The sequence below is a fragment of the Pseudomonas sp. W5-01 genome, from assembly GCF_046540435.1.
GTDB classification, from domain to species: domain Bacteria; phylum Pseudomonadota; class Gammaproteobacteria; order Pseudomonadales; family Pseudomonadaceae; genus Aquipseudomonas; species Aquipseudomonas graminis_B.
Genome location: NZ_JAXCIP010000001.1, coordinates 924,295 through 949,391, shown reverse-complemented (window position 1 = coordinate 949,391; position 25,097 = coordinate 924,295). Strand labels below are relative to the sequence as shown.

Annotated in this window: 27 protein-coding genes and 2 pseudogenes; 12 read left to right on the top strand and 17 right to left on the bottom strand. The window is 52.1% G+C overall.

Annotation, left to right across the window (positions count from 1 at the left end):
* Positions 1 to 37 precede the first annotated feature (37 nt).
* Complete coding sequence (gene csiR, locus SLW75_RS04145; RefSeq protein ID WP_410933607.1) at positions 38 to 745, bottom strand: DNA-binding transcriptional regulator CsiR; 708 nt, start codon at positions 743 to 745, stop codon at positions 38 to 40.
* 171 nt (positions 746 to 916) lie between these two features.
* Between csiR and glaH the strand changes: the two genes are divergently transcribed.
* Together glaH and lhgO are read left to right on the top strand one after the other, a co-directional pair.
* The gene (gene glaH / locus SLW75_RS04140; protein WP_410933606.1) at positions 917 to 1,894 is read left to right on the top strand and encodes a glutarate dioxygenase GlaH; all 978 of its coding nucleotides are present in this window, start codon (positions 917 to 919) and stop codon (positions 1,892 to 1,894) included.
* 93 nt (positions 1,895 to 1,987) lie between these two features.
* Positions 1,988 to 3,253 (top strand): L-2-hydroxyglutarate oxidase, encoded by a 1,266-nt coding sequence (gene lhgO / locus SLW75_RS04135; protein ID WP_410933812.1) that lies wholly within the window; start codon positions 1,988 to 1,990, stop codon positions 3,251 to 3,253.
* A 249-nt stretch (positions 3,254 to 3,502) separates the two neighbouring features.
* Here the strand turns inward: lhgO and SLW75_RS04130 are convergent, their stop codons facing one another.
* The gene (locus SLW75_RS04130; RefSeq protein WP_410933605.1) at positions 3,503 to 4,423 is read right to left on the bottom strand and encodes a transporter; all 921 of its coding nucleotides are present in this window, start codon (positions 4,421 to 4,423) and stop codon (positions 3,503 to 3,505) included.
* A 273-nt stretch (positions 4,424 to 4,696) separates the two neighbouring features.
* Between SLW75_RS04130 and SLW75_RS04125 the strand changes: the two genes are divergently transcribed.
* The 5 genes from SLW75_RS04125 (at position 4,697) to SLW75_RS04105 (ending at position 8,535) form a co-directional block, all read left to right on the top strand.
* Positions 4,697 to 5,254 (top strand): VOC family protein, encoded by a 558-nt coding sequence (locus tag SLW75_RS04125; protein WP_410933604.1) that lies wholly within the window; start codon positions 4,697 to 4,699, stop codon positions 5,252 to 5,254.
* A gap of 21 nt (positions 5,255 to 5,275) precedes the next feature.
* The gene (locus tag SLW75_RS04120; protein ID WP_410933603.1) at positions 5,276 to 6,181 is read left to right on the top strand and encodes a fumarylacetoacetate hydrolase family protein; all 906 of its coding nucleotides are present in this window, start codon (positions 5,276 to 5,278) and stop codon (positions 6,179 to 6,181) included.
* Positions 6,182 to 6,218: 37 nt separating this feature from the next.
* Positions 6,219 to 6,998, top strand: a complete 780-nt coding sequence (locus tag SLW75_RS04115) for an SDR family oxidoreductase (RefSeq protein ID WP_410930703.1) — start codon at positions 6,219 to 6,221, stop codon at positions 6,996 to 6,998.
* Between the two features lie 72 nt (positions 6,999 to 7,070).
* Complete coding sequence (locus tag SLW75_RS04110; protein ID WP_410933602.1) at positions 7,071 to 7,736, top strand: polysaccharide deacetylase family protein; 666 nt, start codon at positions 7,071 to 7,073, stop codon at positions 7,734 to 7,736.
* Positions 7,737 to 8,262: 526 nt separating this feature from the next.
* On the top strand, positions 8,263 to 8,535 hold the full coding sequence (locus SLW75_RS04105; protein WP_410933811.1) for a UTRA domain-containing protein: 273 nt from the start codon (positions 8,263 to 8,265) through the stop codon (positions 8,533 to 8,535).
* Between the two features lie 67 nt (positions 8,536 to 8,602).
* On the opposite strand, the pseudogene SLW75_RS04100 reads toward SLW75_RS04105, so the two are convergent.
* The 3 genes and pseudogenes from SLW75_RS04100 to tnpA all read right to left on the bottom strand — a co-directional run.
* Positions 8,603 to 8,763: pseudogene (locus SLW75_RS04100) on the bottom strand (IS5/IS1182 family transposase); the annotation flags it as partial.
* A 101-nt stretch (positions 8,764 to 8,864) separates the two neighbouring features.
* A complete protein-coding gene (gene tnpB / locus SLW75_RS04095; protein WP_410933601.1) occupies positions 8,865 to 9,200 on the bottom strand; it encodes an IS66 family insertion sequence element accessory protein TnpB in 336 nt (111 codons plus the stop codon).
* Entirely contained in the window at positions 9,197 to 9,514 is a 318-nt protein-coding gene (gene tnpA / locus SLW75_RS04090; protein WP_410933600.1) for an IS66-like element accessory protein TnpA, read from the bottom strand. Before tnpA ends, tnpB begins: the two co-directional genes overlap by 4 nt.
* Positions 9,515 to 9,621: 107 nt before the next feature.
* On the opposite strand from tnpA, the gene SLW75_RS04085 reads away from it, so the two are divergent.
* On the top strand, positions 9,622 to 9,789 hold the full coding sequence (locus SLW75_RS04085) for a hypothetical protein (RefSeq protein WP_410933599.1): 168 nt from the start codon (positions 9,622 to 9,624) through the stop codon (positions 9,787 to 9,789).
* A 331-nt stretch (positions 9,790 to 10,120) separates the two neighbouring features.
* Here the strand turns inward: SLW75_RS04085 and SLW75_RS04080 are convergent, their stop codons facing one another.
* On the bottom strand, positions 10,121 to 10,411 hold the full coding sequence (locus tag SLW75_RS04080; protein WP_410933598.1) for a helix-turn-helix domain-containing protein: 291 nt from the start codon (positions 10,409 to 10,411) through the stop codon (positions 10,121 to 10,123).
* 99 nt (positions 10,412 to 10,510) lie between these two features.
* On the opposite strand from SLW75_RS04080, the gene SLW75_RS04075 reads away from it, so the two are divergent.
* Together SLW75_RS04075 and SLW75_RS04070 are read left to right on the top strand one after the other, a co-directional pair.
* On the top strand, positions 10,511 to 11,023 hold the full coding sequence (locus tag SLW75_RS04075; protein WP_410933597.1) for a hypothetical protein: 513 nt from the start codon (positions 10,511 to 10,513) through the stop codon (positions 11,021 to 11,023).
* Between the two features lie 1,058 nt (positions 11,024 to 12,081).
* A complete protein-coding gene (locus SLW75_RS04070; protein WP_410933596.1) occupies positions 12,082 to 12,501 on the top strand; it encodes a hypothetical protein in 420 nt (139 codons plus the stop codon).
* Between the two features lie 545 nt (positions 12,502 to 13,046).
* Here SLW75_RS04070 and SLW75_RS04065 read toward each other — a convergent pair.
* From SLW75_RS04065 to SLW75_RS04055, 3 genes are all read right to left on the bottom strand, one after another.
* Positions 13,047 to 14,279, bottom strand: a complete 1,233-nt coding sequence (locus SLW75_RS04065; protein WP_410933595.1) for a hypothetical protein — start codon at positions 14,277 to 14,279, stop codon at positions 13,047 to 13,049.
* A 774-nt stretch (positions 14,280 to 15,053) separates the two neighbouring features.
* Positions 15,054 to 15,656 carry a hypothetical protein gene (locus SLW75_RS04060; RefSeq protein WP_369305700.1) on the bottom strand — a complete coding sequence of 201 codons (603 nt, stop codon included), beginning with the start codon at positions 15,654 to 15,656 and terminating at the stop codon, positions 15,054 to 15,056.
* Between the two features lie 421 nt (positions 15,657 to 16,077).
* A complete protein-coding gene (locus SLW75_RS04055; RefSeq protein WP_369305699.1) occupies positions 16,078 to 16,362 on the bottom strand; it encodes a helix-turn-helix domain-containing protein in 285 nt (94 codons plus the stop codon).
* 716 nt (positions 16,363 to 17,078) lie between these two features.
* Here SLW75_RS04055 and SLW75_RS04050 point away from each other — a divergent pair.
* Both SLW75_RS04050 and SLW75_RS04045 read left to right on the top strand, forming a co-directional pair.
* Positions 17,079 to 17,459, top strand: a complete 381-nt coding sequence (locus SLW75_RS04050; protein ID WP_410933594.1) for an antitoxin Xre/MbcA/ParS toxin-binding domain-containing protein — start codon at positions 17,079 to 17,081, stop codon at positions 17,457 to 17,459.
* Positions 17,460 to 18,104 carry an SIR2 family NAD-dependent protein deacylase gene (locus SLW75_RS04045; RefSeq protein ID WP_410933593.1) on the top strand — a complete coding sequence of 215 codons (645 nt, stop codon included), beginning with the start codon at positions 17,460 to 17,462 and terminating at the stop codon, positions 18,102 to 18,104.
* A gap of 78 nt (positions 18,105 to 18,182) precedes the next feature.
* On the opposite strand, the gene SLW75_RS04040 is transcribed toward SLW75_RS04045, so the two are convergent.
* The 8 genes and pseudogenes from SLW75_RS04040 to SLW75_RS04005 all read right to left on the bottom strand — a co-directional run.
* Positions 18,183 to 18,647 (bottom strand): Mov34/MPN/PAD-1 family protein, encoded by a 465-nt coding sequence (locus tag SLW75_RS04040; protein ID WP_410933810.1) that lies wholly within the window; start codon positions 18,645 to 18,647, stop codon positions 18,183 to 18,185.
* On the bottom strand, positions 18,644 to 20,131 hold the full coding sequence (locus SLW75_RS04035) for a ThiF family adenylyltransferase (RefSeq protein ID WP_410933809.1): 1,488 nt from the start codon (positions 20,129 to 20,131) through the stop codon (positions 18,644 to 18,646). Before SLW75_RS04035 ends, SLW75_RS04040 begins: the two co-directional genes overlap by 4 nt.
* Before the next feature lie 226 nt (positions 20,132 to 20,357).
* Positions 20,358 to 20,693, bottom strand: a complete 336-nt coding sequence (locus SLW75_RS04030; RefSeq protein WP_410933592.1) for a hypothetical protein — start codon at positions 20,691 to 20,693, stop codon at positions 20,358 to 20,360.
* A gap of 176 nt (positions 20,694 to 20,869) precedes the next feature.
* Positions 20,870 to 21,559 (bottom strand): hypothetical protein, encoded by a 690-nt coding sequence (locus tag SLW75_RS04025; protein WP_410933591.1) that lies wholly within the window; start codon positions 21,557 to 21,559, stop codon positions 20,870 to 20,872.
* A 66-nt stretch (positions 21,560 to 21,625) separates the two neighbouring features.
* Entirely contained in the window at positions 21,626 to 21,865 is a 240-nt protein-coding gene (locus tag SLW75_RS04020; RefSeq protein ID WP_410933590.1) for a hypothetical protein, read from the bottom strand.
* Positions 21,866 to 24,006: 2,141 nt separating this feature from the next.
* Positions 24,007 to 24,198, bottom strand: a complete 192-nt coding sequence (locus SLW75_RS04015) for a hypothetical protein (RefSeq protein ID WP_410933589.1) — start codon at positions 24,196 to 24,198, stop codon at positions 24,007 to 24,009.
* Between the two features lie 161 nt (positions 24,199 to 24,359).
* Positions 24,360 to 24,587, bottom strand: a complete 228-nt coding sequence (locus SLW75_RS04010) for a hypothetical protein (RefSeq protein ID WP_410933588.1) — start codon at positions 24,585 to 24,587, stop codon at positions 24,360 to 24,362.
* 169 nt (positions 24,588 to 24,756) lie between these two features.
* Positions 24,757 to 25,036: pseudogene (locus tag SLW75_RS04005) on the bottom strand (IS3 family transposase); the annotation flags it as partial.
* Between the last annotated feature and the right edge of the window lie 61 nt (positions 25,037 to 25,097).

Here is a 25,097-nt window from a genome sequence, read left to right as displayed (position 1 = left end):
TTGCTCCCACGTTACACTTAGTTGGGCATGAAGCCAGCTAAGCTGTCTTCCGTGACGTTTCATTCGCACCGCGGTGCATAATCTCTATGATGATTGGCACGGGCGACATTAAGTGATCGCGCATCAAAGCTGCCACCCGAACGGAGTCGCGCGCTAGGATGCCCTCAACCAGCGCGGCATGTTCCTTGCGCTTAAGCTCCAGGGCTTCCGCAGAGAACATCGTTTGCGTCAGCCACAGGTGCCGATATCGCTCCGCTTGATCAAATAGGTACTTGCGCGCCTGTAGTAGGTGCCTGGAACCGCAGCCCGCTGCAATGGCACTGTGGAACGCTTTATGCCGCTCATCCCAAATCTCGAGTGCTTTATCCCGACTTGTGACGTCCCCGACTTTTGACAAGGTATGGGAATGTGCCAACACCTGGGCTTCCCAGGTGTCATCTCCCCTTTCGATGGCCAGGCCAACAATCATCGCTTCGAGGTTGGCACGGGCATCATAGATGTCCTGCATTTCCTGCAGCGAGATGGACGCGACTCGATAACCCTTCTGGCTAATGACCACAACAAGGTGTTCGGCAACCAATTGCGAAAGTGCTTCGCGGAGCGGGCCGACCCCCAGCTCATAGCGTTCCTTGAGCCCACCCATGAGCAGTTTTTCGCCTGGTTTGAACACCCCGCGAATGATATCCAGCTTGAGCCGCTCATACCCGCTGAATGCAGAATCAAGCCTGGGGCTTGGGCTTTCCAAAATGCCGCTCCTGAACGCGCTAAAACCCCATCATACCGAATCCTCCATCGAGGTAAAAACCTGCGCCAGAAAATAAATACGTCTACCATTTCGTGAAATGTAGACATTCCTACGTATTGGCGATATTTTTAGGCGCCTTCCAGTTCATTATCTTTCTGCCCAGGAGTCGCCATGAACACCTTTACCCAATGCCATGACCCTGTGATGTCACCACCGTCAGAAACCAAGGGATTCACCGTTTCCTCCTCCTGCCACTCGCAGCGCCTATTAGAGATAAAATTTACTCAGGAAACCGTCGATGCGTTCTTGGAGGTGGTGGCGCAATGGCCAGTACAGGCTCTTGAGTACAAATCGTTTCTGCGCTTTCGAGTTGGTCAGCTGCTCGACGAGCTATGCGGAGGTACATTGCGCCCGTTTCTCATTGACACCATCCTCGATCGCGCCACGGGCGGGATGCTAATAACCCCTGTAGGGTTGAGCGACGTGACGCAGGCCGATGACATGGTCAAGTTTTCCTCTGCCGTCGCGCACCTAGTCGGCCGCTCCAACTTCGATGCTATGAGCGGCCAGTTCTATGCGCGCTTCGTAGTAGTCAACACGGACAACTCTGACAGCTACCTCCGCCAGCCACATCGGGTGATGGAGCTGCACAATGACGGCACCTTCGTGCACGAGCGTACCGATTACGTGATGATGATGAAGATCGACGAGCAGAATATGGACGGTGGTAACTCTCTGTTGCTGCACCTGGACGACTGGGAAGATCTGCAGCATTTCTACGACCATCCATTGGCCCGCCGTGAAATGCGCTTCACCGCACCGCCGAGCAAGAACGTGCGTGAAGACGTTTTCCACGCGGTGTTTGACAGTGACGCCGAAGGCCGTCCAACCATGCGCTACATCGACCAATTCGTACAGCCCAAGGATTTTGAGGAGGGTATCTGGCTCAACGCCCTGAGCGAGTCCCTGGAAAACAGCCCTCAGAAGTTATCGGTACCAGTGCCGATCGGCAGCTTCCTGTTGATCAACAACATGTTCTGGCTGCATGGCCGTGATCGCTTCACCGCTCATAAAGGCTTGCGCCGCGAGCTGATGCGTCAGCGCGGCTACCTCAGCTTTCAAAAAAACCTGTACCAGCGTGGTCAGTAAGACTTGCATAGCGCTGAAGTGAGCAAGGCCACTACCCATGGTCCTGCTCGTTTTTACACAAAACCTGATCCAGGTAGGTGCAATCTAATGGCTGTGTACGACTTCATCATCATCGGTGGCGGCATTGTGGGCATGTCCACCGCCATGCAACTAATTCAAGATTACCCGGATGCCAAAATTCTCCTTCTGGAGAAAGAGGCCGGCCTGGCCATGCACCAGACCGGCCATAACAGCGGCGTTATCCACGCCGGCGTCTACTACACACCGGGCAGCCTGAAGGCGCGTTTCTGCCTGGAAGGCAATAAAGCTACCAAGGCTTTCTGCGACAAGCACGGCATCCCTTATGACGAATGCGGCAAATTGTTGGTGGCCACTAATGCACTTGAAATGGAGCGCATGCGCGCGTTATGGGAGCGCACCGCCGCAAACGGCATCAAGCGCGAGTGGCTGACGGGCACGGAACTGCGCGAGCGCGAGCGGAACATCGTCGGCCTTGGCGGTATCTTCGTGCCTTCCAGCGGCATCGTGAATTATGCGCTGGTGACCGCGGCCATGGGTCGGGAATTCGAAACCGCCGGTGGCGAGATCCGCTACAAGAGCGAAGTGCTCGCGATCGATGAGCATTCAGATGAAGTGGTGCTACGTACCGGGGATCAAGAACTACATGCCCGCTTCCTCATCACCTGCTCGGGCCTAATGGCCGACCGCGTGGTGCGCATGCTTGGGATCAAGCCTAATTTTGACATATGCCCATTCCGTGGCGAGTATTACCTGCTACCAAAGCAGCACAACCAGATTGTTAATCACCTGATCTACCCGATCCCGGACCCGGCCATGCCGTTCCTCGGCGTGCACTTGACCCGAATGATTGATGGTACGGTCACCGTCGGCCCCAACGCGGTCCTGGCGATGAAGCGCGAAGGCTATCGCAAGATAGATTTTTCGCTGACCGACATGTTTGACATGCTGGCCAGCCCAGGCATCCTCAAGGTGCTAAAAAGCAATCTGCGGCCCGGCCTTATAGAGCTGAAAAACTCGTTGTTCAAGGGTGGCTACCTTCAGCAGGTCCAAAAGTATTGTCCTAGTATCGTCAAGGACGACCTGACAGCCTACCCGGCCGGCGTCCGCGCACAGGCGGTATCACCGGATGGGAGGCTGATCGACGATTTCTTGTTCGTTAAAACTACCCGCAGCTTCAACGTCTGTAATGCGCCCTCGCCAGCAGCTACCTCGGCTATCCCGATAGGTGCATATATTGTCAATCAGGTGCGGGAGCAGCTCGCGACGTCCGGCGTCAGCTTCGGAAAGCCCCTTATACACCGCTTGGCCAATACCGATGTCTGCACGACTCACGAGTAACGATAGAAACGGGATCAAGCCAACTATCCGCGGCTGCTTCAACAGCAGCGCGGATAAGGCAACAGCGTGATCTATGCAGAAATTAATGCTGCGAGAACCCGAGGCGGTCGACTACGTGCACGGCCGGCCTTGTGAAAATGCGCAAATGGCGCGTGTGAGTACACCATCTAGGCCCTATAGCCACCACCGCCAAGCTGGCATTGCCTACTCGCAATGGCCAGCTTTATCCCGGTTGCCGAGGAAGATGACCTAGAAGGGTAGGGTAAATTCAAACCAGAAACGGTTCCCCTGTGACCGGTTTTCTACGCCAAATTCCTTTTGATATTTAACAAGCACGCCGCCATAGCCGCCCGCAAGATCATAGGATATCTGCGGCCCAATCCCGAATGCCTGTCCGCGGTTTCCATCTATTATCAGTGTGTCCCTTGCGGTATCGTCCGTAAATTGCCTTGTTGCAAAGCCTTGGAGTGCAACTTTGACTTTTGGATGTTTTTCAAACGGTTTATACGCGATTGCAGCATCTATTGTCGCATTGTTTCCTGACTTGTAGTGTGTAGCGCGATTTTCCGTATTGAACTCGGTGAAGAATGTCATGGAAAGCTCTGAGCGGGGTGTAGGAAGCCAGGTAAAGTTAAAGCTTGGCGCAAACGTCCAATAATTTAAGCCGTTATTTGCCAAGTCCTTTTTGTTATATTTTCCTATTGGAACGTAGATATCTACCCCTCCAAATGCAAAAAAATCTCCAGTGGGACTGACGTAATATAGATGAGCGGGAGCAATCACCGGATCACCAAATCCGGTACTCGTTTCCTGTCGTCCAAACGCTCGAAGACTGACCTTGGTTATAGGGGCTATGATGCCTGAGGATACATGAAAGGGGCCTATTCCCTCACTCCATGTGTGCACGATGCGCGGGGCCCATGCATAGACCTCGGCCTTGAAATCTGGAATGGCCGACCGTCCCTTCCCATCATTGAAACGATTACTCTCATAGTATTGTACATAGTGATAGTGGCTGGTCTCCCCAGGAGGGGGCATGGCGCCATTCATAATGGTGCCAACACCCATCGGGTAGTGTACCTGTCCGCTTTCTGAGCCCTTTCCCTCTGCCGAGCAGATCATCGCCGCGAGGAGAAGGCACGTGCGTGCCTTGGTGATTTTTTTTTGCATCAATGTCTTTCCCGTTGGTTTTTATTTTTGTAAGGGTCGCCGCACTCGTGGGCTGCAGAGCGTCTGCTCGCGCTGTAGAGAGGCTGCCGTTGGGTGAAAGCCCAGGGCGAGGACGATGATTGCATAAAATAAATTTCTGTGCATAATAATTCTCGTGGGCGTAAAACCGGTTGCCGCTGTGACCACCACGTCGTTGGCGGGTCAGTACAGTGGGTATGTCGCGCAGAGGGTTGCGAAAAGTCCGTAAAACAACACGAGAATTGCGAGGTGGTTATGACCAATCTGACGCATAAGGACGAGAATTTGACAAGGTTGCATCACTTTGGCTGCGTCGTACGCGACCAGGCGAAAACACGTTATTTAATGGAGGAGGTTCTGGGATTTCCACTTGTCGCGACGTGGATTGAAAAATCACGCTTAAGAGAGTTGGATGAAGAGCACGTATTTTGCCACACCTTCTACGCGCTAGGCGACGGCAGCGCACTTGCATTTTTTCAGTTTGCTGATCCAACCATGTTTGAGAAATGCCAGGCGCCAATTCCGCCGATCGTGAGCAGGTTTGAGCACTTGGCGCTAAAGGTCAGCACTGCCAAACAAGATGTAATAAAGCAAAATCTTACAGCAGCGAGCATCCCATTTCGCGAAATTGATCACGGCTACTGTAGATCTCTCTACATAAATACAACGGATGGGCTGGAATTGGAGTTTGCTGTCGATCCAGAAGATCTAGACCAGATCCTGGGGTTTCAGCGAGCCCATGCGAGTTCAGATTTGGATAGATGGATAGCTGGTGACGTAACCCCAAACAATACCCTTAGGCACCGCGAATAAAAATATTAAAAGGAGGTCGTAATGCGATTGGCTAGTTATAGTGTGGCTGGGGAATCCAGTTGGGGCGCTCTAGTATCGGGCGGCATTTATGATCTGAAGTCGCACATGCCCGAGTATGATACGCTGCGAGACGCCATCGAATGGCAGGCGTTTGAAGCGATCGATAAGCTAATCGAGGGTGACCCTGCGCCTCACTACTCGATTTCTGATGTTACATTCGATCCAGTCATTCCGAATGCCCGACAAATTCTTTGCATCGGTTTGAACTATGAAGAACATCGACTGGAGACGCGTCGGGAAAAACAAGGTTATCCAACTGTGTTTGCACGCTATGCAGCTAGTCAAGTAGGTCATGGAGCGCCTATTTTGCTTCCGCCTGAATCTACGATGTTGGACTATGAAGGTGAGCTCGCCATTGTCATTGGAAAAACATGCAGGCGGGTTCCGGAGGAAGATGCATTTTCAGTCATTGCCGGCTACGCATGTTATAATGATGCTAGTATCCGTGATTTTCAGAAGCACACTTCGCAGTTTCATCCCGGTAAAAACTTTCCGTCTACTGGCGCCTTCGGGCCATGGCTTGTTACTAAAGATGAAATTCCGGATGTTGAGCAATTGACTATTGAAACACGACTGAACGGACAGCTTGTGCAGTCCGGTACGTTGGGAAACCTAATCTACACATTGCCGCAGTTGGTCGCTTATTGCTCCACATTTACGGAGTTGCGTGCAGGCGATGTTATTGTAACGGGCACTCCCGGCGGCGTGGGAATGGCTCGGCAGCCCCAGTTGTGGATGAAAGCAGGTGACGACATTGTCGTTGACATCAAGGGTGTTGGGCTGTTATCCAACACTGTATTGCGTGAGTCTGTTGATGAAGTCATTGACGGCGCCTTGGTGACTAAAGATCAAATCCGCTCAGTCTGATTTTCTGATTAATGCATAAAAAAACAAGGTGTTTGCCATGGAGCTCGGAATTCGTAATAAAGTGGCATTGGTTTGTGCATCGACACAAGGGCTGGGGTATGCTTGTGCTGAGGCGTTGTCTCTAGAGGGCGTCGAGGTTTTCATTAATGGGCGTGATCTGCAAAGGCTACAGGCGGCGGTAGAAAGACTGCGCGCCAGCACAGGTGGAAAGGTTAGCGGTATTGCTGCCGACGTGACAACAACGGAGGGCAGGCGCGTTCTCCTAGATAGTTGCCCGCATCCGGATATCCTAGTCAATAATAACGCGGGTCCGGCTCCTGGAGCATTTCTTGACTTCGATGAAGAGCGTTGGATGGCGGTATTAGAGGCCAATATGGTTGCGCCGCTACAACTCTCCAGGGCTGTTATTCCCTCGATGCAGCAACGTAAGTTTGGCAGGATCATAAACATCACGTCGGCGATGGTTACCACCCCCAGGCCGCATATGACGTTGTCTGCTGGCGCTCGTGCAGGCCTCACTGCCGCCATGAAAGGCTTGTCAATTGAACTGGCGCGCTACAATGTCACGATCAATAATATGCTTCCCGAGCGGTTCGATACCGCTAGACAAGAGCAGATGGCCCGTGTCGCAATGTCTCGCGATAATATTGATTATGACGAGGCGCGACGTCGTCAGGTTGAAAGTATATCCGCCCGCCGGCTAGGCGAGCCAAGGGAGTTTGGTGCGATGTGTGCCTTCCTGTGCAGTAACCTGGCAGGATATGTCTCGGGGCAGAATATACATCTTGACGGTGGCTCTTACCCAGCGTTGATTTAAATGACAGAATCGCGACCACTTTTTCTCGGAGCGAGTGAAAAGTGGTCAACTATAAATGTGCGGAGGCATGCCATGCCGAGGTTAACTCTTACGTTTGATAATGGGCCGACGCCGGGGATCACTCAGCATGTTCTTGACGTATTGCATGAATTCCAGGTCAAGGCAACTTTTTTCCTGGTTGGCAAGAGCCTGCTGTCTCCCGGCGGCCTAGAGCTAGCTTTGAGGGCCAAAGCGGAAGGGCATTGGATTGGGAACCATACTTTATCCCACGGTACCCCTCTTGGTCTTCAGACTGAGCAGGGGCGCGCGAGGAAAGAAATTGAGGATATGGATGATCTGCTGGATGGCCTTTTACACGAAAAGCGGTTTTTCAGGCCGAATGGCCGTGGGAAGCTAGGAACTCATCTATTAAATAAAGAGGCAATCGACTACATTGTGGACTCTTGCGCTACTGTGGTTCTTTGGACAAGTGTTCCGCTGGATAGAAAGGTAGATGTGGATACCGCTGATGCGTGGTTGAGTCAGGCAAAGAACGATATACTCGAAAATGACTGGACACTTATGGTCCTCCATGATCGTCCCAGTGGTCATGAAGGTCCCCAGCCTATGGACTTTCTACCAAGTCTTTTACGTTGGGCAAGCGACAACAAAATCGAAATCGTTCAGGCTTTTCCGCCTTCCTGCATACCAATTTGTAATGGCAAAATCATGACGCCTCTCACGCATATTTCGAATTGAATTTCCGCCTTTTCGGTCGGCCGATTGACCGTCAGTTCGACGTGATGCCCGTGGTCGTACTTACTCTAAAAACCGGATACCTGTATCCAAGTCTCCTGACGGAATCTCAGACTTTGGTCAAAGTGCGACGTCGCTATTTGCAAAAAAACTTCTCGCTGACCAATGGCGTGTCGCCTTCGAGATTAGCTTGGAGTCCTTATTTGATGTTGATTGTCAGACGTCCTGTCCACGCAACAGCCGTTCAGCTTTCATAAGTAAGGGCTCCAAGCTGCTCTCGCCTATTTGTCCTGAGAGATAATCTCATGCCCCTTAGCGCATACGATTACTTCCAAAGCCGGTTGAGACGCTTTGCGAGATTAATAACATTTTGCATCTTGAAAATACAGAGTCGCCCATTAGTTTTCAATAGCGTCGTCATTCGAACCTCTTACCTTCTTACAATCTGAAGCATTCATGAAGGCCCAAGCAAGCCCGATACCACCTTCCCAGGTTTTCAACGTCAGCTGGAAGCCGGTGAGGATCGAATATTCACCTTTGTAACCTTGCTCGCGGATCGGCCGAAGAGTTCGCAGGTGCGCGTGCTGTGCGGGCCGGACAGGTCACTTCTGCGATCATTTCTCCCTTCGATGCGGCAGCCAAGCTTGAGTTGCTGCCTGGTCAACCTATCCTGTTGCTCAATCGCAGCTTTTACTCTGCAAGCGGTGAAGTCCTGCATCACGTCATCATGTGCGTGCGCCCGGATACTCATCCGCAAATCGTCAATTTCTATCGCCAGGATGAGATGCAGCGGCGCTTTTGAACGGTACTACGTGCCGCTTCTATCTTAGCGCTGGCCGGGGTCACCGGGCGTCAAAATTGTAGTGGCACTCCGGTGTTTGGTTCAGGCGGCGTTGCATCTCCTTGAGCACAGCTTCATGTTCCCAACCTCTTACTCGACGATTTGTGCTTGGCGTGCACTGGGTTTTCAGGGGCAACTCTGGCATTTTGAACTCCAGTAGCAGTGCATATTCACCCCACTGCGCAGCGAGTGCGCGCAGTTGTTCGGGTGTCATTTAGTCGAGATTGGGCGAGGAAGTCATGCCGTGGATTTTACCAAAGCGATCCACCTGCCACAGCTGAAAAGCAAGGCTAAATCACTGTGATTGTGCCGTTAGCGCCAACTCGCTGCCATGGCAAACCGAGCACCAGCGCTTGAAGTTGTTCAGCGTCGAGCCCGACTTCCAAGCCGCGATGAGTGCCAGGCCAGTGAAACTTGCCTTGGTTCAAACGCCTCGCGGCAAGCCAGATGCCCACGCCATCGTGCACCAGCACCTTCATCCGGTTGGCCCGGCGGTTGGCGAACAGATAAGCGCAGTGCGGCTTCGCCGCACCGAACACAGCGACCACGCGGGCCAACGCAGTTTCGGTGCCGGCGCGCATGTCCATGGGCTCGGTGGCTAGCCAGATGGCGTCGATGCGTATCATTGCGAGAGGCTGCGGATAAAACGTGCGCAGCCGTCCGGGTCGGAGATGGGCCATTTGACCGTGATGGATTTGTCGCCCAGCGGCAGTGCGATGACCACGGCTTCATCAGCGGGCCGTTTAGGCATCGGTTGCAGCGGTACAAACACGGGAAGCGGCGCGACGGGTTTATCACGGTAAATCGGCAGCCACTTGCGAATCACGTTGGCATTGATGCCGTGGCTGATGGCGACGCTGGAAACTGAGGCACCGGGTTTCAGGCATTCCTGCACGACCTGGGCCTTGAAGGGTTTGGGATAGGAGCTTCGTTGGCGCATGGAAATCCTGGCGATAAGGGTGATCGCGTCCGCTTAAAAATAGGCGGACACCATCGCCCTTAATTCCGGATTTTTGAAGGTGTGTTCGCTGGCCGCTTACGGAGGGCGTGCTTGCTGAATACGATGAGCGCCTGGGTGCGTTCTATCAGCGGGAAGGCATGAAAGCTTCCGGGTGGTCAGAGCAGGTGGTGAACCGGCTGCGAAGCGTCTCCAGCCTGCATGGTCGCGAAGAGCTGGTTGAAGAGTTGAAACGAATGGGATTTGGATTGCGCTAAAAATTGGGCCTGGGGCCCTGGGGCCCTGGGGCCCTGGGGCGCTCTAGCATCGGCACTGTCGATGAAGGTGCGCCCGAGGCGGCCAACCACGCTTTCGTCGTTGGCGTAGTGTAAAACTCCTCTCGCTTACCAGCGATGACTGCCTCTTCCGACGCTGAGCTCTACGCCTTCGAAATGGCTATGGATAGGTCGGGTGATGATGCACTCAGGTCGACCTTCCAAGAATAGGCCCACTTCGGCGATCGCCTGCATCAGGACTTCGGGGTCCCTCACAAGCTGCGTCGGTGGCGGCCATAAGAATTCCCTGAGGTTTCGCCTAGCCGGCTTCTTTTTAGGACTTGCGGAGCTGAGAGGAAAGGCTTTCATGTCGGATACGTTCAAGCAACGAGTCTAAATCCATATCAGGATCAAGGAGCAAAAAACTTTCGAGAAGAAGGGTTAGCGGATGTACGCCCATTCTGCCAGCAAGCTCCGATGCTTTCTCCAAAGTTACGTTCTTGAGCCCTCGCTCCAGGGTGCTGAGGTATGTCCTACTGCTGACGATTCCAAAATCCTCTTGAGTCAACCCGTGGCGAATCCGTGTGTTGCGCAACGCGATGGCAAACGCTTCCCGCAGCTCCATTTTGCTTAATCCACAAAAGGAACGATGAAGCCTTCTTGAGCTCTATAGCGCTACAATCTATAGTGTTCATTTAGTGAGGTTCCTATGGCAGGAGTACAGATGAGTGCCCGTGAGTTATCTGCCACGTGGAATGGGCGACGTCCCTCAACGATGCTCATTGTCGCAGTGGCGAACGTCTCTCAGCCGGAGCAGGGTGTAGAGATTATCAAGCGGATTTCCGGCCAAAACCTCATCGACCTGGTCAATGAACTGGATCGGCCTGATTCAGACAAGGCTATCGTTGGTGTCCTGCTGGCAGTCCCCCCAGAATTTAACGACTCTGAGCGATGGATCGCTGAAAATGTGTTTGATTTTGGCCGAGTGGAGCTAAGCATAGCGGATGGACCTTGCTTAGATACTTATGCCTACCGGCTTGCTTCAAAGGCTGTATTTAGAGATAACGCAAGGGTCGACCCAGCAGACATACTGGGCTGGAGATCACTCTATAAAACGCCCAATGCGGATGGTGACGTTGATCCAGAGCTCGTCGCCCACCAAGGCTGGTTATCTATCATCATCACTCAAATGCTCAACGCGGTGAATTTACCTGACGCGGAGGATGCCACTGAGTAGTCGTTGGCTCTTCATCGGTGCCGTAGCTCAATTCCAGAGGCGACCTAGGTGAGTCCAAAAGGGGAGGAGGGTGCGGATACTTTTTTCTTGTAAAATCATCTACTTCACGCTAATCATCGCTGGCGGCGATTGTGTATGAAGAACGCGACGACGACGTTCCCTCCCAACAGTATTCACAAGTGGTGCCCATGAAAGGAAGACGTAAACTCAAAACTTCTAAGTGGCTTTTAAAGGCTCGATTAGAGGCCGAATCCCGGCGCATGCTGGAAAATAGACCCAATGAAGCAGGTCATAGATTTCTTGATGCGGCCTTGCAATTTGGAGTCGAACATGAACCTATCGGGCGCCTTTCTGGTACTTAGAACAACCTATCATCCCCGGCATAGGATTGACCAGATGCTGAAACATTACTGATCCAAGCCTCTAGCTCATGAACCGTACCAATGCTGAGGTTGGGATGATTGGTTGGGGTCAGTGTGGCACTGGCTTGTGGGTCAGACATCGACGACCCCAACAGGAGTGCCGATTTTAGGCATATGCGGATATTTTACCGCCGGTAACTACGCATTAGCACTGCAGCGCTACCCTTGCGTTTATAGCCGCGAATGGAGCCATCCGTCAGCGTGATGTAAGCGAATGGTGGTGTTGATGGCGAGGCAGTTGACGGGCTCATCGCAGAGCCGATCAATTCAGACTCATGACGATTTTGTCAGTCAGCCTGCAAGTGCTCTTAGCGTGAGCTACACTTTATTTTGATTTGGACCGATTTATGGCTACGCCAATTCGCGTATAGAAACGATCCAGAGGCTGCGAAACTTGGCCGATTGCTGCCGAAACCAAAGATCTGCGATGGGCCGCTATCAGCCCAGCACTAAAGGCGATTAGCGGTCGATCAGGGATGCACTGGTTAGCGCGCTGAATTTTGAGCACCAAGTGCAACGATTGAGGGGAGAAGGATAACCGGTCAGCTCATATTGGCCTGAACCCTCCGTCTGCAAACCCGAAAACATATTTTATCGACCTTGGGAAACAGCTGGTTGCTATGGGAGGAACTCGCTATGAACAACACTTTGAGAATCGCCATACTCGTAGAGGAAGGCAGGCAACGAATTATATCTTCCGGGGACTGGCTGACAGTTGCCGAATTGAGTGAGTTGACCGCTCAGACGGTTGATGAGCTGAAGACTAAAGTTTACAGCTTGATGAGTGAGGGTCAAATTTTTTCCATAAATTACGAAGGCGTAGATTACTTCCCTACCTACGCTTTTGACGCTAGCGGGGGTTACCAGGTAGTCCCTGCACTAAAGGCTGTCATTGAGATATTGGCGACGCGCAAAGATGCTTGGGGGATGGCTTTCTGGTTCGGCTCCTCTAATTCCCACCTCGGTGGAAGACAGCCGAAAGAGTTGATACGAACCGACCTTGGCACTGTCCTGGATGCCGCGAGCGATGAGGTGTGTGGCATTTTGCATGGATGATAAGACTCATCAAACCTACAACGTCAATCCGTCGAATGCTGCGATAGCATCGATAGGGATGGGGCAGTCATGAGATTTGTCAGCTTTCATTGATCTTGGCCTGGCTACAGGATTTGCTCTCAAGGATTTGTGATACAGACAGCGCATTGTGGCTGACTATCGCAAGACGCAAAGGCCTGGAACAGATCGATTCCAACCAGTCGCAGGTGCGAACTTCGCTTGTCAAATTCAATGGAAGGACCCGGTCAGTTCTAATGCTAATGATGGTCAGGTGCGGTGCAATTTCCCATCTCCGGTGTAATCGTGACGTGATCCTGACTACCCTTGCATCTGAAGCTCATACCGAGGACTGATACCGCGATGCAGATAGCGACACCCCTGACTTTTCGACGCAGACGGACCTCGCAATTTCCGCCAATCCCCAAAGGCGGAAAATCTAGTATTAGGAGGAGGGCGGTAGTCATACTCACGCTACGGCAATAAATTAGAGTTCTTGCGACAGTGGTTGCAGCATTTGAAATGCTAAAATTCACAACCCGACCTGATCAGTAAAATTTATTTCCTTGAAAATTATCGGCATCTCCACTGAACGGCTCAACGAAACTGAAAGTGCGCTGAATTACTGGCCACACACTTTCATTCCCTAGTAGCTGCTGGGTCTCATAAAGTCCTCGCTCCGCCAAGCAACTTCTAATACTTGCATCCCTAAGTGAATAAAGTGTTGCAGTCCTTAGGATCGCTGCGTCCGACCTCGAATGTCCGGAACGGATCATCATCAGTTCTGCATGTGTTAAAACGTCTTTCACAATATTTCTAATTTGTCTCAGCGAAACACCCGAGCGACCGTGCTTTGTTATGAGCAGAGGCTCTCTTTCCAGATTATGCGACGACAACGATACCTGTCTGCTAATACAGTAACGCTCGAGGTAGGGAACGAACTCGAGCGGTAATTTTGATCTGCGAGATATACCTTGATCATTCCCTTCATAATACCAACAATCCTTTTTTACAAAACACCCCATAGAAGGCACGTGCTTTTTGGTCGCTGCCAACGCCCTTGCTGGAACTAGCAAGTACTTTGTCATTGCTATGACGAAAAGTGCTCTCTCAAATTCTGCGTCTCGCTCACATAACTCTGCAGCTGATAAGACAACAAAGTCAAGATGAGCTGCTCCAACACCTCTGCCAATTGCACCACTATCTCTTGACAGCTCTTCCAAAAATAATGGGGCGAGACCTATGGTAGGATTGTGAGTTTGAATTTTTCGACTAATCAAAAAATCAAAGAAAGCCGAAGATATCGAGCATATACTTACTAAATTACATCTTGTAGGCAGCATCGAACCATCTGACCTAACGCAAAAAGAGCGCCATCTATTGTTTATTAAATACTCCTCATCATCATCGTCATACACAAACCGGTGGCGAGGCGACGTTCCAATCCATGCAGAAGGAGGAGAAGAATTAAAATATAGAAAAGATTTAAACTCGTCAGACTCCACTGCACATACGGAGATTTTCTGTATTTCCCAACACCATAGAAGCAAGCGCTCAACAATTAATCTGCTGCTTCCAAATAAGGCTGGTGATTCGACTGTAGTATTCGCAGTTATAAGTTCCGATATAAATTCTCGGCCTAATTCAGCATAGCGAAGCGCGTCAAGTGACTCATCAAAATCCAAAAGATATCGTCGAACATCAGGATGCCGAAGATAATAGGAATCGGCATCCTTAGTGATGTTATCGAATCCTGAGAAGATAGGGCTCGGCGACCGCATTCCAGTTCCACCTCCTTACGTATTTGGTCAAAGGCTAGTCGTTTAAACTCATTCTAGCAAGCGCACTGTCACGGCTAAAAATTCCAGTCGTTATCATTTTTATTGTCTTCAGGAACTATCTTTTTTGGGGTCGTCAGCAGATTATAACCCATTGAGCTAGAAAGCTTTTTTCAACCACTGATAAAATCTTATCTTTATTTAAGTCGGAATTTTTTCAGGATAGGAATCGGATATTATCTTTTACAGGCGCCAGCAGTGGATCTCAAATAAAGACCGAAATGCGCAGCCCTATGAAAGTATTGTATTTTTTTAAATGTCCTTGCTTCTCAAAATTTCAGGCTCGTCACAGGTGGTGACATTTACAGCTTTGTCACCCTGACACATCATTTAACATAATATACATTATGCGTAACAAGACATTACGCCGCTGGGCGTGGTGTCAGAGAATCGTGTCAGGCTCAATCATTGGCAACAGAAAATTATCTATTGCCAATAAATACAAGGGAATCAGAAGCCTGCACGGTTTTTGTCTCCCTCTGTCGAGTCCTCTATCGTCAATGACTGGTAAAGATTGGTATGCCGTGCGCCATTGCCAAACCCAAGCCAATCTTGAAAATCTCTATCAAGAGGCTCTCGCCCCTCTGCGTTGGCGGACACCGGTGGTGAGCACGCAGTGAACTTGCGCATGGAGTTGCACCAGTGATAGACGGCATCGTGATCTCGCCACCTTTGTAGTGCACTCGCTCGCATTCCATCCCGCTGGAAAGTTGGACTTCACGTCGATCTTCCGTGTCTACCAGACAATAGTTCTTTTGAGAGCTCCAATACCTGAGCTTGACTACTCATTAAGTCTTGCTCTAGTTTTGAAATCCTCTGCGAATACATTTGAGAATCTGAATCTCTTTGTTGTAAAGCTTGAGCATCAAAGTGCTCTATGTTTTTTTTCAGGTTTTCGCACCGCTTTTGTAAGTTTTCAATGGTTTCTAGAAAATACTTATTTTCCGACTCTGCTTTTACTAAGCGCGCGATCAAATCAGTGATTTTTTCTTGATCTTTCCAGGCTTTGGCGGTTACATCTTTTAACTCCATTCTCATGTTGGCGGAGTGCTGGACCTCCGCCTCAAGGCTTCGAACAGCTCTAATTTTTTCTCTGATGTGAACGGCCCATCGAGCTCGTAGACCTTTTTCAAGCTCTTGAATTTCTACAATTCTTTTACGCTTTTCGGCTTCTACTTCATCGATCAGCTCTGTGTAGGTAGCCATAATTATCGCTTTAAATCGATCAGGAAATTTGGCGAAGCAGTCACTGCGATCTAATTCCGCTACCGCATATTTTACTTGATCAAGTGTAGTGTGCTCGGTGTTTCTGACTGTCATATTTTATCCTCCTGGTATATTTCGCCCCATCTTCAGTGATGGCATAGTAAGCCGTTATTTAGGAGTCTTAGTTTCAAGAGTGAAGCATCTGTAGAGTGACTCATTAGTCTCAGAATTTATCTGGGCGATGAACTGGTCGACGGTTTGCCATCGTCAAAGCCAGCGCCCTGCTCTATCCCTCACCTTTTCTGCCTAAATCATACCGACGTCCTCAAACGCGCTGTCTTGTGACCTCCGAAGTTCGATACTTTCCATTAGAACAGGCTCGAACCTAGACGCTCAATCGCCAAACCGTGTCGCTATCCTACGGCGAACCTACGGCGAAAAATTGGAACTCTTTGTTGCGAAGTCAGCGCCAGTTAACAATCGCCAAGGCAGACCAGACCAGTCCTCGTCTCCCCCGCCCATCGATCGACACGTTCTAACGGATGCCGAGCTCCTCAAGCTCCGTGTCGATTTGTTGGAGTAGGTCCCTACGAGTGACTGATCTCTCTTGGATAAGGAACGCTGCAACGATAAGCGTGACTGGGTGCACGCTCAGGACGTTAGCTAATTGACTCACCTTGTCAATCGTAGGGCTCTTCAAGCCGCGCTCTAGGGTACTCAGATACGTCCTACTACTAACGTCCGAGAAATCCTCCTGGGTGAGGCCTCGTTGCTTGCGGATGTCCCGAAGTGCCTGTCCAAACGCGATATTCAGTTCCAATTTTCAGACTCACAAAAGGAACGATGAAGCCTTCTTGAGTCCTATAGGGCTACAATCTATAGTGTTCATTTTGGAGGGGCTTATGTTCACTACCTACCGAAGCTCTGAGATTCAGTTACCCGACCTCGGCGATTCTCAATATGGCGACACGCAAATCTGGCCATACATTGAGCAGGAACTCATGTACCCATGGTTTTACCTAAGCGTGGTTCGGATTGGCGCGGTCGAGCAGGATACGTGCATGCTTATGATTCAGCATGCACAGGACGTAGTGTCTCTAGTGCGTCGTGAAACCTCTCGGATTAGGGTTGAACAGGTCCAAATTGTCACCCCTGCGCACATGAATGGTACTGATCGCTGGCTTATGGAGCCCGTCAAAAAAATATCTGTCCTCGAATCCCCCAGCTTAGGCGGTCCATGTGAGGCATTCGAGGTCGACGGAGGTAACTGCTATGCCCTTTCTGGATCGGGGGTTTTAGAGAATGCCACTTTGATACAGGTGATCTTCGACGCTGCAACCGACCTCGAGAAACCCCGATAGCGTGTTCGCCATCAGTGTGTAAGCCGCAAAGGATCGGATCCTGTAGCAGGCTACCCCGTCTAAACCTGCAAGGTGTGCGATGAAATTTCTAATACCGGACTCTACTCCCCGAGCTCGCCAGGCTCGGGGGCCGACAGAGACACTGACAAAGCGCCCACTTGAGGAGCTTGGGGACGTGGATCTAGTGAAACTCGTTCTAGAAGGGTTTGCGTTGCAGGACGTGCAGATGATGCTGTCCAGCTCAACGTTGTACACGAAACGAAATGTGATCGGCCTGATATTGGGAAGGTCTCAGCGGAAGGTTAACCATCCGCTGAGTTCCAGCTTGGGAATGGATCGACTCAATGCCCAACAGAGCGCAATGGCATTCCAGTTCGCTAAGACGCTCGAGCAGGCGATTGCAGTGTTTGGTACACACGCGATGGCGGAGGACTGGCTGTGCCGACCATCGAGATATTTATCGGGACTTACACCGGTTGAGCTAATCGAAACGTCAGTTGGGTTCGCTACGGTTGAGCGTTACCTTTGGCAGATTCACCACGGGGTGTATGTGTAAATGCAGCCGACCGCCAGTGATATCCTCAATTTCGATTTTCACAGGAGCGGCTGCATGCCTGATATGGACCGGTCAGTCGCTGCGTTGAAGGCGGCAAAGAGTATCGTGTTTTTACTGGTGCTGGTATTTCAGCGGAGTGGAATACCTACGTTTCGTGACAAGCTAACCGAGCTTTGGTCCACTCACGACCCCGAGAAACTGGCGACAGCTAAAGCCTTTCGTGAAAACACTGCTGTAGTCCGGGGGGTCTATCTGTGGCGCCGTAATCAGATGAATCAAGCGAAGCCAAACGCTGCCCATGTCGCGATACAACGCCTGGCAACTTCAGGCCGGAGCGTAGCTGTGATCACGCAGAATATCGACGACTTACACGAGTGCGCGGGATCGGTGGATGTCGCGCATCTTCATAGGAGTTTCAAAACTCCTGAATGCTTCGCATGCCGTAGGACTGCGGATTGCAGCCGTATCAGTTCGATTTTCCTCAGCATGCCGCCGAGCGCGACCCACCTCGATGCCCTCGAGGCAATAGCAGACTGCGCCCAAGCATCACATGGCTTGGTGCGGACATTTCCGACGTCGTTTGGAAGTCTGCGGTCGACCACTGGAGGAGCTGATCCTAGATCGTCATCTTGTCCGAGTTGCTGAGCTGTATTGTCGGCCGCGACTTTACGATCAAAAACTTTCTCTTCGACCGATATCGCGAGCCGGAATGGGGTGAAGTTTTTACGGCAAGGAATACAACCGGCACCGAGCACCGCCCGCCTGCATGTATTCTGTTCGCAGACTTTCCCGTCCAACAATCGTCGCCAACATCGGCCTCCTATCCCGCCTATCAGAGGCAAGCCTTTGCCATTCTGCGATATCCAAACCTGAGGGCGTAGGATGATCCTCAGGATGCGTGTGCCATTCCCCTACATACCTGATTAGCCCATTGCTTTCTCTCCATCGGCGTTCTGCAATGCTTTGATGGCCGTGGAGCAATCGCTCAAAAAAATACTTGAGCCTGCGGTCTTTGGGCGTGGGGACCGTCGCTTCCATAATCTCAAGGTGTATACCCCGAACGTGGCCAAGCAAGATACCGCCGGCCTCTGCATCTTGATCGCCCTGAACGTATTGTCCAAAGACGGCGATTACTTCTGGCGCGAAATACACAAGACGCTCGCTATTCGGATCTTTCCAAGTGCTCATGAACCGCATGCTGGGCATCCTGGTTTGGGCAGGATTGTAAGATCACCGTCCGGAGCCACACGCAATCGGCTGATCACAAGGGTTGACAGAGGCGCCCAAGGTGTCTTATTTGCCCACGCCAGCACAGCCTCTAGCGCCAAGGCAGCCGCTTGAACAGAGACGGACGCGGGATAGGCAACATACTGCCCTTCGCATCCTCCTCCCGCGAGGACTGGCCGCGCACCTCCAGGCACAGCAAGAAATTGTTTTTCAAGTTCGTAGTCGCAAAGACAACGGTAACACCCCTCGGACTCGTACCGCTTAAAGAGCGTACGGACAGCCTCTCCTGCTCCCTCGATCCACACATGAAGCAGTGGGATTACCATTCCATTGTTGAGCAGAAATCCGGATGCCTGCCGCCCAGCCAGCCAACTGCCAAATCCTTGTTCCCCGGTTGCATCAATCACGAGGTCTAATCCAGTGAAATCAATGGTGAACGCATCGAGAGGCAACGCCTTGACCTTTGCCGAGGGCATGGCCGTCCTCAGTTCAGACTGCAGCCCCTCTGCCTTATTTTTTTCAAGCCTGTTGATGCCAAGACGGTGACGGCCAATGTTCCCTGGCGCAAGTTTCTGATTGTCGATCAGCACCAGCTCTCCCGAGCCCATACCTCCTCCCGCCCGAACCAGTAAATCAGCCAGATAACCGCCGATGGTTCCGCAGCCCACCAGCGCTATTTTCCTGTCAGCAAAGGTCTTGTGCCCAGGGATGTTCCGCTCAACGATGTACCTGTCGTCCATCCTGACCACCTGTATGATTTCTATGGAGGCATCAAAGATAGGGATTCGCTGGTCCGACTTGGAGGCACGCTTGTGCTTCTGTAACTGCCTCACGAAGAAACCGTATTGCAGGCTTGGTGAATGGATGATTATGAGTACATCATCTTGTCCGGCACGATAAGCTTTGACCACCCGATTCAGAATCTTCCCGCGGCACGGATAATCCAGCTTTGATTGCCAGTTGAGCAGTTCGCTCACAGTCGTTGGAGGCCAAGAACCACTTGCCGGTTTAGGCCGCACCCTAGTGACGATTTTCGAAGCTAAATTCAGATGGCTCGTAACTCGGCCGGATCGATAAGAAAACTTTGCCGCCGTGCGCTTCGCGTCATCGGTCAACGCAAATCCTTGGCCACTGCCCAGCGAAAGCAGCACGACGTCTTCTGAATTCGGATTTGCCAAGTCTGTGTAGCAATAGTCACCACGCCAGAACGCAAAAAATTCCTCCTCCAGATCATCGACTCTTTCTTGAGCCATGATCTGATCGAGCACTGTCGCGGCGCGCTTCAGCGAAGCGATGATCTGAGTGACAGGTTTATACAAATCAAAGACCACGGTCTCTTCTGCCACGTAGCAGAGAAATCCATCGGCCCCGATATGCGGAGCAACTGGAAGCAGTTCCGCTGGAAGGGGCGCCCTTAGAACGACCCTCGGAAAAGAGCGAAGCATGCGGTCAATGAAAATTTCGCAAGGAACACTACCGAATCTCGTCTCTAGAGCACCCTCCAACATGAGATAGCCAGAGGCCTCCTGCGGTTCTGTCCGGCGAAACCCCAACGGTTTCACCGCTAGTTAGGTAGCATTAGAAACATCATTACGTATGCGCTCAGCAGCAGCTAAACGCAGCAGAAATGCTCAAGGATTGCCGCCTCAAATACTGATCAGCCGCAGCGAATTACTGACCTATCGGCTTTATAGAGACCAATTCCACGTATCTGAATTTCTTGCGAGCGGCCTTAGTGGCATCCTGCTCGGCCTGAAGGGTACTCATCGTGTCGGCCTCGTGGACAATCAGTTCAGTCTCACCTTCGAACTCATTCCCAACTCTCAACGTCACCCGCAGTCTTGGGGTGAACCCTGGAGGAGCCCTGCGCTTTGCAGCAGACGCTGGAGGCCTGACTCCAACGGTCGGCAGATCTTCCTGCTTTGGCGCAACGCGCACAGACTCAGCACCAGGCGTTGAGCCAAACAAAGCCTGACGCATCTCGTCTTCTGTCAGATCGGTGGTCATAGTGCTCTCGCTGTCGATCCGTTAAATATCCATTGCCGGCTCATCGTCATCTGCTTCCCTAAGCACCTGTTCTGATTCAACAGGCTTAGTCGCTGCGACCTTAACCACGTATGTACCTGTCTCGTACTGCTTGAGTTGTTCTTCTAGAGAGGGTTCTCCCGTCTCAGGCGATTGTTTCAGGGTGCTGGACCACAATCCGCCACGTTGTCAGCCACAAGTGTGACAAATCCTCTAACGCTCGTGACGAGCGATGCCGCCGCTGTCGATGCAGCAGCCACCATCACAGGTTTTATTGGATTCGAGTAACCGCAGATGTCCCAATTATTATTGCCAGGACAGCTACAGGCGCCATTTGCAAAAACACGGCATACCTGATTCCCATAGGTACTCGTAACATGCGCGCGTCTGGCACAAACAGTTAATCTGGGATTGGCCCATTTTACGGGAACTGACACATGGATGGTAACAGGAGTGCCAGGAGCCCCATTTGTCAGGGCTCCATAAGGCCCATCTGCTGACCAAGCTACATTGATGCCGGTGCGGAATATTACCGGGCCTGTGATCACTCCGTTATAAGTCACGGAATTGAACAGTGTCGGCCATGTGGTAGCTGGCACGGTTACAGAAACACCCGCATAGCGCGGTGGATATCCCGCTGGGTAAACCACCACCCCAGGATCGGGATCGGGGCCTGATGGTTTAAAAGGAACAAGTCCACCACCCTGACTATCGCCGCAGCATCCCACGCCTGTCATGAGGCAACTTGCAGCCATATGCATACATTGAAATCCACCAGAATCGGCGCTTGCACTGCATGCAAAAATGGAAAGAAACACTGTGAATCCCAACGCAGCTGAGTATTTCATGCTCTTTTCCGTTGTACGTAGAGCTGGTGATGGATGGGATGCTTGTCGCGTCTTGGCTCGGCCCCGTTATGAGTAGCGTCCCTCGACCATCTTGACCAGCATATGCACAACGCGGCCTACTTCTTGGGCGGCCACTCGCCAGGCCTCGCGCGCCCTGTGTTCCCCTGCGCGGGCTGCTTCGCAAGCGGGCTCGTCCTCATTTTCTTCAGCCAAGGCCAGCGCTTGCGACGCTTGATCAAAAGCCAGTGCGGCAGCATCCATGTCGGCCAACTGGACGTTACACGGAGATGTATCAATCATCGGCATGGTAGGGCTTCCTTGTGGTGCAGCCCGCACAACAATCCGGTTCAGTTGTCATTGGTCTGACCCCGCATGATCTGAGGCCCGAAAGTGCCCCTGTAATACTGACAAAGCCCGCGACTGGGCGGGCTTGTGGGGCCTAAAGCCTATCTCTCCTGTCTTCCCAAAGTACGTGTATGAGCATTACACCAGGGCCTAAAAGCCCTCCGATGAGAGCAGCGAGTGTCTGCCATTGGGCATCAGGCCCCCGCTCGAAAAGAAGTGGCATGCAGATCACGGCCGTGATGACAAAAGCGATCTTCGCACGCTCAGGAAAATCCCATCTCTTTGCCAGCTTAGCTGCTGCGGTGTAGTGGCCGGCAGCGTTCTGCACGACCAGGCCCACGTCGATCAGTTTGATCTGATGCCTATGTAGATCGCGAGGACAGCAAAGCGAAGAAAGGCGCTGCGGTCTTGGCTGCGGAAAACAAAAAGACCCGCTCAACCGAAGTTGAACGGGCCCACTCTTACGGCAAGAACTGATCGCGGAAACGCATAACGCTGTTATACACGTGACTTGCATCCACAATGAAACGCCATACCTTTACCCAGGACATAGCGACACCTCGCAGTGTAAGCCATCCCCCACGCAGCCTTACCGGAACTGCTGCGCTTGCTTCAAGAAACACCGTCGAATGCTTCTTGTGAGGTGACTAAGTTGTGGGTCCCGTTGCGAGTCCGGTGCGGCTTCGCAGGCCGCGTCGTTGGGTCCCGGCAGCGCTGCTACTCAAATCCGTGAGGGGCATCACATCTGCTCGGCTTACTAGATACCGCAAAACACGTGTCCACAAAAAGGACTTTAAATGTGTTTCTGTCTTTATTTCATATATCTACATCGAGACCTTGACCTGCATCAGAAAGCGAGGTAGGGGTGCGCTGTTACGATTTTCGGAAATTCGTTGTAGTGATGCGGAAAAGCCCAGAAACAGCCGATGATATCGGATTAACGGCAGTGATTAACGGCGGTATCAGCCTGACTTCACTTTGATATCAATTATTCCCAAGCACGCACCGAGCAATTGCGGAATAAAATAATTTTACAAACCGTAATTAACGACCTAGGATCGGCTCGTCGAATGCTTCTTGTGATTGCTTGTAGGGGAACTGCTTCATCGTATCCCCGGAAAAAACCGCCCCTCGCAAGGCGGTTTTTTTTCGCCTGCTGTTTGTGTCTTCGCGGCGCATTAAAGATCCGGCACACGCCGGGAAGACGTCGGCCGATTTGAAGGTCCGGCCGGCCGGCACGAATACGCTGCACAAGGAGCGAAAGGCGGAGCGCCGGCGCCTACCGTTCATCAGAAACAAACAGGGTTCGGACTTAACAGTATTTGGTTAACCACCTAGAGAGGAAAAATACAGACTGTATTGGCGCAAAAAACACGAAAGCCCCGTAATCCGTAGCCCGGCGCATTTTCGCTTAGCGCCGGCGCGCTGCGCCGGCCGCAGAAACGACAGAGCCCGCACGGGGCGGGCTCTGTGGCTGAATCTCGCCGGCCTGTGATTTCGTAAACACCTTAAAAAAAACGGTGTTAACATCAGGTCCAACGCGTTACAGGTCTTACTTTGTGCATCTAGACAATCGCAGGGTAGGACCTTACTGACTGTACCGTCAATAGTGGGTACATGACCCGGACGGAGGTAACGCGTCTGCCCCGTGCCAGTTTCTTAGGCTCGGATTCCTAATCATCACGATGAGGGAATCACCATGAATGCGCCCAAACGCTTCTGGTCCGAGGAACTGATTCGCATGCTGCAACTGGCCTACTGGTCCTTGCAGGTCTTGCGGATGTTCCAGAAAGGCTAACCACTGCGAAAGAAAGAACCGCCCTCTCAGGGCGGTTTTTTTTCGTCTGCTATCTGTCAGCGTGACGCGTCACAACCGCTTAGGTTCACTGCTCAGCTCGACGCAGTGCCAAAGGTAACGGCTGACCGTCTGCGCACTCGCCCAGGTGCGCGGGTTCTTCTCTCGCGAGCGGAACGGTAGCCAACGTGTGGCCCCGGTATAGCGCACGCTCAACACAAAGTTACAGGCATCGTCCTGGATGATCAGAAAGTCGGACGCGCCACGCCCGGCGATCAGCGTCTTTAGCGCGTTCTCATCAATCGCTTCACCCAGCGCCCAGGGCCTGCAACCTTGCCTGCACGGCCTCTTCAAACATCACATATAGCGCCTCGATGTCGCTTGCCCGCAGGTACTGCGCCGTTTCAACTCCACCTTCGAAGCCCAGCTCAATGGCCCCCTCGCGCTTGATCTGCTCGCGCGTTTGCGCGCTGGCCAGCGTGCCCATCAGCTTGTTCACCGCCAGACGGATCGGGGTCGACAGTCCACCATGACTTCCGCGATCTAGACCACCATCAAGCGGGCGCCCTCCAATCCCTCGGCGCTGCGCGCCTGTTCAATCTGGCCGACACAGTCCAGAGCTCGTACCTCCATGCGCTGCAATGCGGGCAAGGGCCGCGCTCAATGGTCGGCCGTGTAGGTGGAATTTGCGTTGTAAAGGCAGATGCCCAGCTCGTCGACCAACTCCACTAACACGGGCACATCGAGGGGATCTGTCACGTCGATCAGGCAGTTTCGGGCGGCCACGACCTTGATCGCGCCGGCCAACTGGTCACGCTCCAACAGCGCACGGTGCAGTCGCACAATCTCCGTGCCTTTGGCACCCTTCTCCTTATTGAGCTTGTTCATGGGCTCTTTTCTTTTGCGAGGTGGGTTTACGCTAAAATCGACTTACCGTAAATCGGTCACCAGCCTCCCCCAAGTCGGTAACCGAAAGGCATGAAAAATGCCCCTGGACTGGCAGAAAGTCCGGGGGCCTATTTACTATTTAACGGATATCCCGTTATGGAACGCGACATAAAAGCTTACGATCATAAGAGATACGTTTTTGTCGGGCAGATTGAGGCTCGCCCAGCCAGGCGTAGGAGCCGCTGGGGTGCACCCTGAGAGTTTGGCAAAGGCGCCGTACCGGGTAATCAGTTGGGTGCTTCTTGATGAACGCGTACTTCGGCCGCACTCTTTTGCATAGTAGGCGGCGGCTTTTTTTAGATGTCTCGCTCTTCATTCACACGCTTGAGTTCAGAGCGAAGTTGACGCATCTAGGCTTGCTGGTCATCGTCTTGCTGACGCTGCTCTTGGATGAGCTACGATTTGACCCAGCTGTAAGCCAAGGTACTGGCTGCTACGGTTTGACATCGC